Here is a 12,537-nt window from a genome sequence, read left to right on the forward strand (position 1 = left end):
CTCCAGCACCCACCCGCACACCAACCTCTGCCCCGACTTACGCCTTACGCCTTGCGCCCCCACGCCGAGATCATCGGCGCCGTGGCCAGATCCATACCGCCCGCCGCGACGTTCGCCAGGTGCTGGTCGATGTCGTCGTCCGTGGCGAGGCCCGCGGTGACGAGTCGGTCGCGGATCTGACGGATCGTGGCGGACTCCAGGGCCGCGCAGGCGGGTGAGCTGAGCGGGAAGTACGCGTCGGCCTCCACCCGGTGCAGGCCCGCCTCACGGAGCAGCCGCGGCAGGCGTCGGCCGTAGGAGAGGTCGGCGCCGCGGTCGGCGAGCAACTGGCGAAAACCCTGACGCAGCCGGTTCGCCAGCTGCTCGGCGGGGCCGTGGTCGTCGGGGCAGGTCAGGGGCTGGAGGGCGGGGTCGGCGTCCTCGATCAGAAGGCGGCCGCCCGGGCGCAGGGAGTCGGCCATCGACCGCAACGCCCGTTCCCGGTCCGGCACATGGACGAGGACGAGGCGGGCGTGGACGAGGTCGAAGCCCTCCCCCGGCGCCTCCTCCGTGCCCACGTCGTGGACCCGGACCTCGACCGGCGGGCGGGCGGCCGGGGCGAGCCGTGAGGTGTCGATGTCGGTCGCGACGACCCGTCCGGTCGGGCCGACCTTCTTGGCCAGCCAGGACACCACGGACGTGCCGCCGGCGCCGACCTCCCAGCAGCGCCAGCCGGGTCCGATGCCGAATGACTCGAGGTGCCGGAACGTCGTGGGGTCGAAGAGGGCGGCGAAGGCGTCGAAGCGCTCTGCGGCCTCGGCCTGCTGGTTGTCGAGGAGATACCCGTCGGTTCGCATCATGTCGCGATCATCCCAGTTGTCCGTCTTGTCCGTACGGGTCGACGCTCCGACGGCCCGGGGCCTGAAGGCCTGGAGGCCCAAAGCCCCGTAGACCCGGAGGCCCGACGCCACCGTACGACGACAGCCGCCGGAACCAACGGCGTTCACCCCGCCGTCACAGCGGCCGAAGCCCGTCGTCCACAGGCGGGAACAAAGCGGAACCTCCCGTTCCCACAGGCTTGCACGCCTTTCATCCCGAACTGGCAGACTGGCCGGCCAGGGCGCAGAGATGCGGTGAGTGGGGATCCACGCAAGGAGATCCAGATGTCCATGGCAGGGAATCTGCGGAAGGTCACGAGCCTCAGCAGGGTCGGCGGCCTCCGCAAGGTGGCGCGGCTGGCGCGGCGGCGCCGACGCGTCGACCTGAGCCACCCGGCCCGATCCCCTCTGGGCTCCTCCGTGGTGAACTGCGTGACGTACCGCGACGGCGGACGTGTCCTGGGCGGCAGCGATCTGGTCGACGCCGTGGAGCGGGTGCGCAAGCACGGCGACGGTTTCGTGTGGCTCGGTCTCCATGAACCGACGGACCAGGAGTTCGCGGGCATCGCGGAACTCTTCGAGCTGCATCCGCTCGCGGTGGAGGACGCGGTCGAGGCACATCAGCGGCCGAAGCTGGAGCGTTACGACGACGTGCTGTTCGCGGTGTTCAAGACCGTCTGCTACGTCGAGCACGAGGAGCTCACAGCGACGAGCGAGGTCGTGAACACCGGCGAGATCATGGTGTTCGTCGGCGAGGACTTCGTGATCACGGTCCGGCACGGCATGCACGGCTCGCTGGGCCCGCTGCGCGAGGGGCTGGAGGCCGACCCGCAGCAGCTCGCCAAGGGGCCGGCCGCGGTGCTGCACGCGATCGCGGACCATGTGGTCGACGACTACCTGCATGTCACCGACCTGGTCCAGGCCGACATCGACCAGGTCGAGTCGGACGTCTTCTCCCCGGACGGCGCACGGCTCGACCCGGGGCGTATCTACCAGCTCAAGCGCGAACTCCTGGAGCTGAAGCGGGCCGTGGTCCCGCTGACCCGGCCCGTCGAGGAGCTCTCCAGCCGGCCGATACGGGTGGTCGCCCCGGAGATACAGGCCTACTTCCGCGATGTGTCCGACCATCTGCTGCGCGCCAAGGAGCAGATCGCCGCCTTCGACGAACTGCTCAACTCGATCCTTCAGGCGCACCTCGCCCAGGTCTCGGTCGCACAGAACGAGGACATGCGGAAGATCACGGCCTGGGCCGCGATCGTCGCCGTGCCGACGATGGTCTGCGGGGTGTACGGCATGAACTTCGAGCACATGCCGGAACTGCGCTGGACGTTCGGCTATCCCCTGGTGCTGTGCGTGATAGCCGTGGCGTGTCTGACGCTGTACCGCGGCTTCCGGCGCAACGGCTGGCTGTGAGCCCCGGGGAGGAACCGAGGGCGGGTGCCATCGACGCAAGGGGCGACTCGCCCCACGATCGCACCCACCCCCGACGTCGCCGCGCGGATCAGCGCATCGAGCTCTTCGCGTAGACGCTCTCCGCCCAGGTGTGGATCTGGTCCTCCGTCAGATGCTGGGCCAGGTCCGCCTCGCTGATCATGCCGACCAGGCGCTTGTTCTCGATGACGGGGAGCCGGCGGATCTGGTGGTCCTGCATCTCGCGCAGCACGTCGCCGACGTCGGCGTCCGCCTCGATCCAGCGCGGGGTGCCCTGGGCCATCTCACCGGCCGTGATCTTGGCGGGGTCGTGTCCCATGGCCACACAGCCGACGACGATGTCGCGGTCGGTGAGGATGCCGCAGAGCCGTTCGTTCGCGTCGCTGATGGGCAGGGCTCCGACATTGAGCTCACGCATCAGCTGGGCGGCGCGGTCCAGGGTCTCGTGGGCGGGGATCCACTGGGCGCCGCGGTGCATGATGTCTCCGGCGGTGGTCATGAAGTACCTCCCGGTGCCGGACGGCCGGCGCGGCGCGGGGCACGCCGCTGGTCCCGGCGCCCTACATTCTCGCCGCGCCGCCGGGCGCCCGCACCCGGAACCGGGGAGTCGCTCAGGCCGAGAATCCGACGATCTTCCGCGGCACGACGCGGATGATCACACGGGCCTCGTCCTCCTTCTCGGCGGGCGGGTCGACGCCGAGGTACTTGTGCGAGAGGTCGTGCGGAAGTTGCTTGCCGGGGTCCGGGAGAATCTCGGCGGTGCCGCGGATCTCCACCGAGGTGTAGGGGTTGGCGAGGTCGTAGACCGAGACGCTGATCCGGGGGTCGCGGAGGAGGTTGCGGACCTTCTGGCGGTGGTCGACGGAGGAGAAGAGGACGGTGTCGCCGTCGCGTTTGATCCAGACCACCGAGTTCTGCGGGGAGCCGTCGGGGCCGAGGGTGGCGACGCTGGCGAAGTTCTTGCCGTCGAGGAGGGCGCGGACTGAGTCGCCGAAGGAGAGGTGATCGCTCAAGGGAGTCGTCATGGGATCCACCCTAGTTACATGCATGCGCATATAAAAGTGGTTCGGCGGATCTTCTCCGAGAACGGCCGGAGCGCCTGAGTACCTGAGCGGCTGAGCGGCTGAACGCCGGATCAACCGCCCCATGCCGGGTGCCGGGGGTCGTCGGCCCGTACCAGGACGTCGGCGGTGCCGGCGGGGTCGGTCTCGTCCGTGTAGCGCTCGAAGGCCTCCAGGGTCCACTGGTCGGCTTCGGGGGTGCGGCGGCGCAAGGCGCCCGGGGAGAGGAGGACATGGACGGACAGGTCGAAGGGGAACCAATGGCGCAACAGGAGGGGGCCGTGCAGCAACAGGACTCCACCGGGCGGGAGTCGGACATACGGGCTGCGGGTGGCGCGGTCGGTGTCGGGGTCCCACAGGTCGGGCAGGACCCGGCCGTCGCCGCCCGGTTCGAGGGGGCCGAAGACCTCGCGCCACAGGGCGCCGGTGTCGAACCAGCCGTTGTAGTACGCCTCCACGTCCTGGCGGCCGTACTCCAGGCGGAGCGAGGCGGGGCGCAGAAAGCCCTGGGTGCCGACGACGAGCGAGGGGCGGCCGCGTATCCGCAGCGCCTCCGAGACACGCTCGGCGAGATCCTGCGGACGGGCCGCGGGGGCACCGTCGAAGGCGATCCGCGGCCAGGGGCTCTCGTCGGCCGGCTTCAGGTCGAGCAGACGGTCGGCGAGCACGTCGCCGAGCCGCTCCCAGGTGATCGCTTCGAGTCGCACACGGCCCATGATGCGTCAGCCGAGGGTCAGGACGCGTCCCGCTCATGGACCCGGCGGGCGGCGAGGAGGTGCGGGAGGTGCGTCTCGCTCCAGGCGCGGGCGGCGTCGAGCAGGGGGATCAGGGTGCGGCCGAGAGGGGTGAGGGCGTATTCGACACGCGGTGGGTTCTCGTCGTACGCGGTGCGGGTGACAAGGCCGTCGCGCTCCATCGCGCGCAGGGTCTCGGCAAGGACCTTGGGGGTGACGGCCCTGAGCGGGACACGGAGTTCGGTGAAGCGGCGCGGACCGCTGTCGAGGCAGCGGATGACCATGCCGGTCCACTTGTCCCCGACCCGGAAAGGCATCACGGAGGAGGGGCAGACGGGGTCGAACATGTCGGGGTCCAGCGGAGCCGGTCGGATGCCGTCCGAGGAGGTGGCCATCGGTCGAGGTTAGCGCCGATACCGTTGAAGTAACCGGCCCATGCGTCTCTAACGTCCAGGTCAGGCACCGAACATCGGTGTGTGACAAGGAGGTTGGGCATGAGTGGGATCGTCGTCTTCGGAGCGGGCGGGCGTGCGGGGCGGGCCGTCACGGCGGAGGCCCGGCGGCGCGGGTACGAGGTGACGGCCGTGGTGCGGGATCCGGCGCGCCACGCGGAGCTCGGGGCGGACGGTGTGACCGTGGTCCGGGGTGACGTGACGGATCTCGGCTCGGTCGGGTCCGTGGCGGACGGGCGGTCGGCGGCGGTGCACGCGGTGTCGCCGTTCAGTGGGCCGGAGCAGGGCTTCGACACGCTCGACCCGGACTTCTTCGTGAAGGCGGCGGACGCGCTGCTCGGCGGGCTCACGGCGGCGGGCGTGCGGCGGCTGGTCGCCGTGGGACTGTTCGCGAATCTGCTCGGGGCGGACGGGCGGCCGGTGATGGACGACCCCGTGGTGCTCCCGCCGGAGATCCGGCCGTTCGCGCTGGCACACACGGCGGGGCTGAGCCGGCTGCGGGCGGAGGGTGACAGCGGCTTCGTCGACTGGGCGATGCTCACCCCGGGAGGAGGACTGGAGGAGAACGCTCCGCGCACCGGGCGCTATGTGCTCGGCGGGGAGCGGGTGCCCGACAGGATGGGTGTCCTGTCCTACGCGGACCTCGCCGTGGCGGTGGTCGACGAGATCGAGCGGCCCACGGCGCATCGGACGCGGGTGTCGGTGGTCGACGCCGAGTAGGACGAGACCGCGTAGGACGACACCGGGCAGGACGAGACCGGGCAGGACGACACCGCGTAGGACGAGGCCGTGGTTCAGGGCCCGTTCGCGGGAATGAACCCGGTATGTCTCGCCTCGCGACTCCCCCGCGCCGTACCGGGCCGCTCGTCGTCCAGCCCCTCGGGCGGAAGCAGTGCGCCGAGTGCCGGGGCGGGCCGTTGTCGCTGCTGGTGCTGGAGGAGGGGGCACCGCGGTGTCTGGACTGCGCCGACCTCGGGCATCTGGTGTTCCTGCCGCGCGGCGACACCGCGCTGACGCGCCGGGCGCGGGAGGAGAGTGCGCTGTCGGCGGTGGTCGTACGGTTCAACCGGCGCAGGGCGAGATACGAGCGGCAGGGTGTGCTCGTCGATGAGGAGGCGCTCACTCGGGCGGAGGTGCGGTGCCTCGCGGACGCCGAGGCGCGGCGGCGGCGCCGGTTGCGGGACGCGCGGCGACGGGCGACGGAGGACGTGCGGTTCACGGACGCGTTCGCGGCGGAGATACGGCGGCTGCTTCCCGGCTGCCCGGTGGAGCGGGCGCAGGGGATCGCGGCGCACGCCTCGGTGCGGGGCAGTGGACGGGTGGGGCGGAGCGCGGCGGGGCGGGCGTTGTCCGAGGGAGCGGTGGTCTCGGCGGTCGTGGCGTCCGTACGGCATCTGGACACGCCGTACGACCAGCTGCTGATGAGCGGGGTGCCGCGGCACGAGGCTCGCAGGCGGATCGCGGCGGCCGTGGAGACGGTGCTGGGCGGATGGCGGGCGACGGAGGCCGAGGCGGGCTGAGGGCGAGGCCGCGGTTCGACGACACCGCCGGGCTGTGCAGTGGGACCGCTCTGCCGCCGTACCGGCGTACATCGCCGTACCGCCGTATCGCTGTGCCGCCGCGCCCGGGAGGAGACCGGTGATTCGGAGGGCGGCGGCAGGGGGAGGTTCTCTTCTTTGGACGCTCGCGTATGCGCCCGCGGCCTTCGGCCATGGTGACCCTTCCCGTACGGGAATTCACTTGTGGTGACGGTTGGTGCCGGGCAGGATCTCGGCTCGATGCGGGAGTTGACGACATGATCGAGGGACCGTACTTCGTACTGACGGTGCTGGGTGTGCTCGGGACCGGTCTGGTGGCCGGGGTCTTCTGCGCCTTCTCGACCTTCGTGATGAAGGGGCTCGCCGCGCTGCCGCCGGCGCAGGGCGTCGCCGCGATGAAGGCGATCAACGTGACCGCGCTGCGGCCCGCGTTCATGCTCGTGTTCGCCGGGTCGGCGGTGCTGTGCGCGGTGATCGCGGTGGTGACGTTCGTGCTGTGGCCGGACGAGGGGACGGTGGAGCTGCTGCTGGGCAGCGCGTTGTACCTGTTCGGCTCGTTCGGGGTGACGATGGCCGCGAACGTGCCGCGCAACGACACGTTGATGAGGCTCGACGCGGGGACGGCCGAAGCGACCGCGTACTGGCCGGAATACGTGCGCGAGTGGACGGTCTGGAACCACGTCCGCATGGTCGCCTCGGGTGCCGCGGCGGTGTCGTACGTGCTGGCCCTGACGTAGGGGCACAGGCACGGGGAAAGCCCTGCGGAACCGTGGGGGAAGCGCTGTCCCCCCACGCCTGTCCCCGCCCCTGTCCCCGGCCCGTACCTCGCCGGTGCTCCACCCCTTCCCGCCACCCTGCGCGAGTGGCCGACGGGACGTATCGTGGCCGAAAGAGCGCCGCCCGATGACGCACGGCCCGTCGCTGCTCACGCAAGGAAGACGGCCATGGCCGATCCCAAGGGATTCATGACCACCCCTCGCCGGGACTGGCCCCGCCGGCCCGTCGAGGAACGGGTCGGGGACTGGGACGAGGTGTACGTCCCCGGCGCGTTGCTGCCCATCATCAACCAGCAGGCCGACCGCTGTATGGACTGCGGCATCCCCTTCTGCCACGACGCGTGTCCGCTGGGCAATCTGATCCCCGAGTGGAACGACCTGGTCAGCCGGGACGACTGGCGGCAGGCCGCCGACCGGCTGCACGCCACGAACAACTTCCCCGAGTTCACCGGCCGGTTGTGCCCGGCGCCCTGCGAGGCGGGGTGTGTGCTCGCCATCAACCAGCCCGCGGTCACCATCAAGAACGTCGAGGTCGCCATCGCCGACCGCGCCTGGGAGCTGGGGTTCGCGCCACCGCGGCCGCCGGACCGGCTGTCCGGGCGCACGGTCGCGGTGATCGGGTCGGGGCCGACCGGACTCGCGGCGGCCCAGCAGCTGACCCGGGCGGGGCACACGGTCGTGGTGTACGAGAAGGACGACCGCCTGGGCGGGCTGATGCGGTACGGAATCCCCGAGTTCAAGATGGAGAAGCACCATCTCCAGCGGCGGATCGAGCAGATGCGGGCCGAGGGCACGAAGTTCCGTACGTCGACGGCGGTCGGACGGGACATCGGGGCGGCGGAGCTGCGGGCCCGCTATGACGCGCTGGTGATCGCGACCGGGGCCACCGCATGGCGTGAACTGTCCGTGCCGGGGCGGGAGTTGGCGGGGATCCAGCAGGCTATGGAGTATCTGCCGCTGGCCAACCGGGTGTGCGAGGGGGATGTGGAGAGCTCTCCGATGTCCGCCGCCGGGAAGCATGTCGTCATCGTCGGCGGTGGCGACACGGGGGCCGACTGTCTGGGGACGGCGGTGCGCGAAGGGGCCGCGTCCGTCAGCCAGTTGGACATCTACGCCCAGCCGGGCGCCGACCGCGACGAGGATGCCGAGCCCTGGCCGACGTATCCGAAGATCTACCGGCTGTCGGCCGCGCACGAGGAGGCCGGCGACCTCGGGACCGCACCGGCGGCGGACGCGGACGCCCGGCTCTTCGCGGCGTCCACGCTCCGCTTCACCGGCGACGCGGACGGGCACGTGCGGTCGCTGCATCTGGTCGAGGTCGACGCGGAGCGGCGGCCGGTGTCGGGCACCGGGCGGACGCTCCCCGCCGATCTGGTCCTGCTCGCCCTCGGCTTCTCCGGGCCGGCCCGGGAGGACGGGCTCGTCGATCAGCTGGGCCTTGCGATGGAGCCCCGCGGCACGATCACCCGGGACGCCGGCTTCGCGACGAACGCTCCCGGGGTGTTCGCCGCGGGGGACGCCGCCCGGGGGCAGTCGCTCATCGTGTGGGCGATCGCGGAGGGGCGGGCGGTGGCGGCGGCGGTCGACCGCCATCTGACGGGGAGTTCCCGGCTGCCGGCGCCGATCGGGCCGTACGACCGGCCGATGACGGTGTAGCCGGGCCGGGGCGGGCTGGGACGGTTGCGGCTGGGACGGGACGGTTGCGGCGAGTGCCGACAGAGAACGGCGCCGGTGGGCGCCACGGCCCGCCGACCCGCCGGCCCGCCCCTCGTTCAGATCCGCTCGACCACGTCGCTCAGCCCCACTCAGCTACGTCGCTCAGACCCGATCGGCCACGTCGCTCAGCCCCACTCAGCTACGTCGCTCAGACCCGCTCATCCGTCCCCGCCTCCTTCTTCGTCGCCAGGGCCACCCTGTTCCAGGTGTTGATGGCGAAGATCAGACCGAGCACCTGGGCCAGTTCCTCCTCCCCGAACCGGGCCGCGGCCTGCGCGTACACCTCGTCCGGGACGCCCCCGTCGGCCACGAGCGTCACCGCCTCGGTCAGGGCCAGGGCCGCCTGCTCCTTCTCGGTGAAGAAGTGACGGGCCTCGCGCCAGACGGGGACCATGTGGAGCCGGTCCTCGCTCTCGCCGGCCTTGCGGGCGTCGTTGGTGTGCATGTGGAGGCAGTAGGCGCAGTGGTTCAGGTGCGAGGCGCGGATCTGGATCAGTTCCACCAGGGCCGGGTCCAGGCCCGCGCGGGCGGCGGCGTCGAAGCCGATGAGGGCTCGGAAGACCTTCGGGGCGGACTTGGCGAAGTCGAGGCGGGGAGCGGCGGCGGTGTTCGTGTTCGTCGTCATGTCCATCAATCTAGGAGACGGATAGACCCCCTGTAGGGTGCATTTTCATGGCGAAACCGTGGGTCAATTCGGCGCAGCGGATCGGCTCCGACCTGCACCTGGAGCTCTCCGGAGCGGGCGGCAGACGGGCCGCTCTCATCGATGCCCTGCGGGAGGCCGTACGCGGTGGCCGGCTCACCCCCGGCACCCGGCTGCCGCCCTACCGCTCGCTCGCCGCCGACCTGGGCGTGGCCCGCAACACGGTGGCCGACGCCTACGCCGAGCTCGTGGCGGAGGGCTGGCTCACCGCCCGGCAGGGCTCGGGCACCCACGTCGCCGAGCGGGCCGAACCCCTGCGCCCCCGGCACGCGCGCGTACCCGTGAGAACGCCTCCACGCGTGCGTGGCCCCCGGCACGACCTGCGCCAGGGCACCCCGGACGCGTCGACGTTCCCGCGCGCCGCCTGGCTGGCCTCCTACCGGCGGGCCCTTCAACAGGCGCCCAACGAGGTGTTCGGCCCCGGCGACCCCGCCGGCCGCGTCGAACTGCGGGAGGCGCTCACGGAGTACCTGGCACGCGCGCGGGGCGTGCGCACCGAGCCGGGCCGGATCGTGATCTGCTCGGGCTTCGCGCACGCGCTGCGGCTGCTGTCCCGGACGCCGGTCCTGCGCGGCACCCTGGCCGTGGAGGCGTACGGTCTGCCCTTCCATCGCGAACTCCTCGCCGACGCGGGCGTCCGGACCGTACCGCTCCCCCTGGACGAACACGGCGCCGACGTGGGCCGGTTGACGCGGGAGCGGGCCGTACTGCTCACGCCCGCCCACCAGTTCCCGACCGGCGGGCCGCTGCACGCCGAGCGGCGGGCGGCCGTCGTCGGCTGGGCACGCGCGCGGGGCGGAGTGGTGCTGGAGGACGACTACGACGGGGAGTTCCGCTACGACCGCAAGCCCGTCGGCGCGGTCCAGGGCCTCGACCCGGAGCGGGTGATCTTCGTCGGCTCGGCCAGCAAGAGCCTGTCGCCCGCGCTGCGGCTGGGGTGGATGGTGCTGCCGGAGCGGTACGTCGACGACGTGCTCGCGGTCAAGGGCGAGCGGGAGGCCTGGGTGAGCGTCCTCGACCAGCTGAGCCTCGCCGACTTCCTGTCGTCGGGTTCGTACGACCGTCATGTGCGGCGCATGCGGCAGCGCTACCGGAGCCGCCGTGACCGCCTGGTCGCGGCGCTGGCCGAGCACGCGCCGCACATCGAGGTGACCGGGGTCGCGGCCGGACTCCACGCGGTACTGCGGCTGCCGCCCGGCACCGAGCGCTCCGCGGTGAAGGCGGCGACCTGGGCGGGCATCGCGCTGGACGGTCTCGCCGAGTTCCGGCACCCGGAGGCATCCCGGACGCGGATGCCAGGCCACGACGGGCTGGTCGTCGGCTACGCGACGCCCTCGGAGCACGCGTACGGCGCGGCGCTGGACGCCCTGTGCCGAGCCCTCCCCCCTGAGACCCCTGAGACCCCCTGAAACCTGCTGAGACCGGCTGAGACCGGCTGAGGGGTCTCCTTCCCCCGGAGGAGGCGCGGCCTACTGCCTGCGGAGGAGCGCGCCCCGCTCGCTCTCCTCCGGTGCTCCTGGATCCTCTCCACGCGCCCGAAAAGCGGCTTCCGACCGACATGGAAACCAACAGCGGTGGGATCATTGGAGCAGGAGGCGTGCTGCCGTCGGGACCCCGGCGGGGTCGGCAGTGGCTCGCCCCATCCTTCGTTCCGCCGTCAGGCGCAGGGCCACCCCCGCGCGTCCCCCCTGTTGGCGGCCGGTCCTGGAGGGTGAGCGATGACGACGCTCGACGAACGACATGGAGAAGGGGCACGCGACGGGGACAGGCCCCGCGGCGAGGTGGCCCCCGGTCCGGTCGGCGCCCGTGCCCCGGTCACCGTGCCGCTCGACCGCCCCGGCGCCGCGCTGACCGGCAGCGCGGGGTCCAAGGCCGCGAACCTCGCGCGCGCGGCCGGTGCGGGGCTGCCGGTGCTCCCCGGCTTCGTGATCCCGTTCGAAGGCGGCGACGACCCCGTCGCCCTGCGGCGCGCCTGGCAGGAGCTCTCCGACGGCGGCGCGCGTCCCCTCGTCGTACGGTCCTCCTCGCCCCAGGAGGACACGGAGGAGTCGTCCCTGGCGGGCCAGTTCGCCTCCGTCCTGGACGTGCGGGGATGGCAGGACTTCCGTACGGCGGTGCGGACCGTGCTCGATTCCGCGGTACGGCCCGACGGGTCCACGGCGCCGATGGCGGTGCTGGTGCAGCCGATGCTCGCGGCACGGGTCGGCGGGGTCATGTTCGGTGCCGACCCCGTCGAGGGACGCGCCGACCGGATGCTGGTGAGCGCGGTGCGGGGCGGTCCCGACACGCTGGTCAGCGGGGAGCGGGCGGGCACCGACTACTGGCTGAGCGGGCGGGGACGGCTGCTGCGGACGGAGCCTTCCGAGGCCGGTCCGCTGCTCACCCGTGCCGAGCTGGCCCGCCTCGCACGGCTCGCACGGCGGGCCCGGCGGATCTTCGGCGGGCCCCAGGACATCGAGTTCGGGTTCGACGGGGACGGGCGGCTGTGGCTGTTCCAGAGCCGTCCGATCACGGCGATGGCGGCGCGGCCGCCGCACGGGGCACGGCTGCTCGGGCCCGGTCCGGTGGCGGAGACGCTGCCCGAGCAGCTGGCGCCGCTGGAGGAGGACCTGTGGGTGGCGCCGATGGCCCGCGGGCTCGCCGCCGCGCTCGACATCGGCGGGAGTGCGCCGCGGCGGCTGCTGCGGACGGTGCCGGTGGTCACGACGGTCGGCGGTCGGGCCGCCGCCGACCTGCGTCTGCTCGGCGCCGCGGGTCCGCGGCACCGGTGGGCGGCGCTGCTCAACCCGGCGCCGGGGGCCCGCAGGCTGGGCGCCGCCTGGCGGGTGGGCCGCCTCTCCGCGGCGCTGCCGGGTCTGGCCACGGACCTCGTGGCGGACGTCGACCGCCGCCTCGCCGAGATACCAGGGCTGTCCGCGCTCCCCGCGTCCGCCCTGGTCGCGGAGGTCCGCTGGACCCGCAGGACCCTGGTCTCCCTGCACGCCCAGGAGGCTCTCGCGGGAGCGCTCCTCAAGGAGCCCCCGAAGAGCCGCACGGCGGCGGGCACGGCGCTGGCCGCGCTGGAGGCGGCACGCGCGCGTGGCGTGCCCGACGAGCGGGTGATCGCCGAGGACCCGGTGGTCCTGGCGCTCACCTCACCGAGTCTGCGGGAGCGGCGTCGGCTCCCGGTGCCGGACGCCGCCGGAAACGTCCCGTCGGCACCCCCGCGGCGCACCCCCACACCCGTCCCTTCTACACATCTGACGCCCCCGACGCAACGGCAAGCGTAA

General features: G+C 72.5%; 13 protein-coding genes. 7 read left to right on the top strand and 6 right to left on the bottom strand.

Going from position 1 to position 12,537, the window contains the following annotated elements:
• Window positions 1-44 precede the first annotated feature (44 nt).
• Window positions 45-839, bottom strand: a complete 795-nt coding sequence (locus HLK59_RS43115) for a methyltransferase domain-containing protein (protein ID WP_171147129.1) — start codon at window positions 837-839, stop codon at window positions 45-47.
• Between the two features lie 303 nt (window positions 840-1,142).
• Between HLK59_RS43115 and corA the strand changes: the two genes are divergently transcribed.
• On the top strand, window positions 1,143-2,270 hold the full coding sequence (gene corA, locus HLK59_RS43120) for a magnesium/cobalt transporter CorA (RefSeq protein ID WP_171147130.1): 1,128 nt from the start codon (window positions 1,143-1,145) through the stop codon (window positions 2,268-2,270).
• Between the two features lie 88 nt (window positions 2,271-2,358).
• Here corA and HLK59_RS43125 read toward each other — a convergent pair whose 3' ends face one another.
• The 4 genes from HLK59_RS43125 to HLK59_RS43140 all read right to left on the bottom strand — a co-directional run bounded on the left by HLK59_RS43125 (window position 2,359) and on the right by HLK59_RS43140 (window position 4,478).
• A complete protein-coding gene (locus HLK59_RS43125; RefSeq protein ID WP_171147131.1) occupies window positions 2,359-2,787 on the bottom strand; it encodes a CBS domain-containing protein in 429 nt (142 codons plus the stop codon).
• A gap of 112 nt (window positions 2,788-2,899) precedes the next feature.
• Entirely contained in the window at window positions 2,900-3,313 is a 414-nt protein-coding gene (locus HLK59_RS43130; protein ID WP_171147132.1) for a PPOX class F420-dependent oxidoreductase, read from the bottom strand.
• A 110-nt stretch (window positions 3,314-3,423) separates the two neighbouring features.
• Entirely contained in the window at window positions 3,424-4,065 is a 642-nt protein-coding gene (locus tag HLK59_RS43135; RefSeq protein WP_171147133.1) for a uridine kinase, read from the bottom strand.
• 17 nt (window positions 4,066-4,082) lie between these two features.
• Entirely contained in the window at window positions 4,083-4,478 is a 396-nt protein-coding gene (locus HLK59_RS43140) for a helix-turn-helix domain-containing protein (RefSeq protein ID WP_240982978.1), read from the bottom strand.
• Window positions 4,479-4,577: 99 nt separating this feature from the next.
• On the opposite strand from HLK59_RS43140, the gene HLK59_RS43145 reads away from it, so the two are divergent.
• The 4 genes from HLK59_RS43145 (at window position 4,578) to HLK59_RS43160 (ending at window position 8,505) form a co-directional block, all read left to right on the top strand.
• Window positions 4,578-5,255 carry an NAD(P)H-binding protein gene (locus tag HLK59_RS43145; RefSeq protein ID WP_171147134.1) on the top strand — a complete coding sequence of 226 codons (678 nt, stop codon included), beginning with the start codon at window positions 4,578-4,580 and terminating at the stop codon, window positions 5,253-5,255.
• A 104-nt stretch (window positions 5,256-5,359) separates the two neighbouring features.
• The gene (locus HLK59_RS43150) at window positions 5,360-6,055 is read left to right on the top strand and encodes a DUF2293 domain-containing protein (protein ID WP_171147135.1); all 696 of its coding nucleotides are present in this window, start codon (window positions 5,360-5,362) and stop codon (window positions 6,053-6,055) included.
• A 275-nt stretch (window positions 6,056-6,330) separates the two neighbouring features.
• Window positions 6,331-6,810 (top strand): anthrone oxygenase family protein, encoded by a 480-nt coding sequence (locus HLK59_RS43155; RefSeq protein WP_171147136.1) that lies wholly within the window; start codon window positions 6,331-6,333, stop codon window positions 6,808-6,810.
• A gap of 207 nt (window positions 6,811-7,017) precedes the next feature.
• Window positions 7,018-8,505: a glutamate synthase subunit beta gene (locus HLK59_RS43160; RefSeq protein ID WP_171147137.1), complete on the top strand. Its 1,488-nt coding sequence runs from the start codon at window positions 7,018-7,020 to the stop codon at window positions 8,503-8,505.
• A gap of 208 nt (window positions 8,506-8,713) precedes the next feature.
• On the opposite strand, the gene HLK59_RS43165 is transcribed toward HLK59_RS43160, so the two are convergent.
• Window positions 8,714-9,190, bottom strand: a complete 477-nt coding sequence (locus tag HLK59_RS43165; RefSeq protein WP_171147138.1) for a carboxymuconolactone decarboxylase family protein — start codon at window positions 9,188-9,190, stop codon at window positions 8,714-8,716.
• 47 nt (window positions 9,191-9,237) lie between these two features.
• On the opposite strand from HLK59_RS43165, the gene HLK59_RS43170 reads away from it, so the two are divergent.
• Together HLK59_RS43170 and HLK59_RS43175 are read left to right on the top strand one after the other, a co-directional pair.
• A complete protein-coding gene (locus HLK59_RS43170) occupies window positions 9,238-10,677 on the top strand; it encodes a PLP-dependent aminotransferase family protein (RefSeq protein ID WP_171147139.1) in 1,440 nt (479 codons plus the stop codon).
• A 309-nt stretch (window positions 10,678-10,986) separates the two neighbouring features.
• On the top strand, window positions 10,987-12,537 hold the full coding sequence (locus HLK59_RS43175; protein ID WP_240982979.1) for a PEP/pyruvate-binding domain-containing protein: 1,551 nt from the start codon (window positions 10,987-10,989) through the stop codon (window positions 12,535-12,537).

The sequence above is a fragment of the Streptomyces sp. S3(2020) genome, assembly GCF_013044505.1.
In the GTDB taxonomy this organism is placed as follows: domain Bacteria; phylum Actinomycetota; class Actinomycetes; order Streptomycetales; family Streptomycetaceae; genus Streptomyces.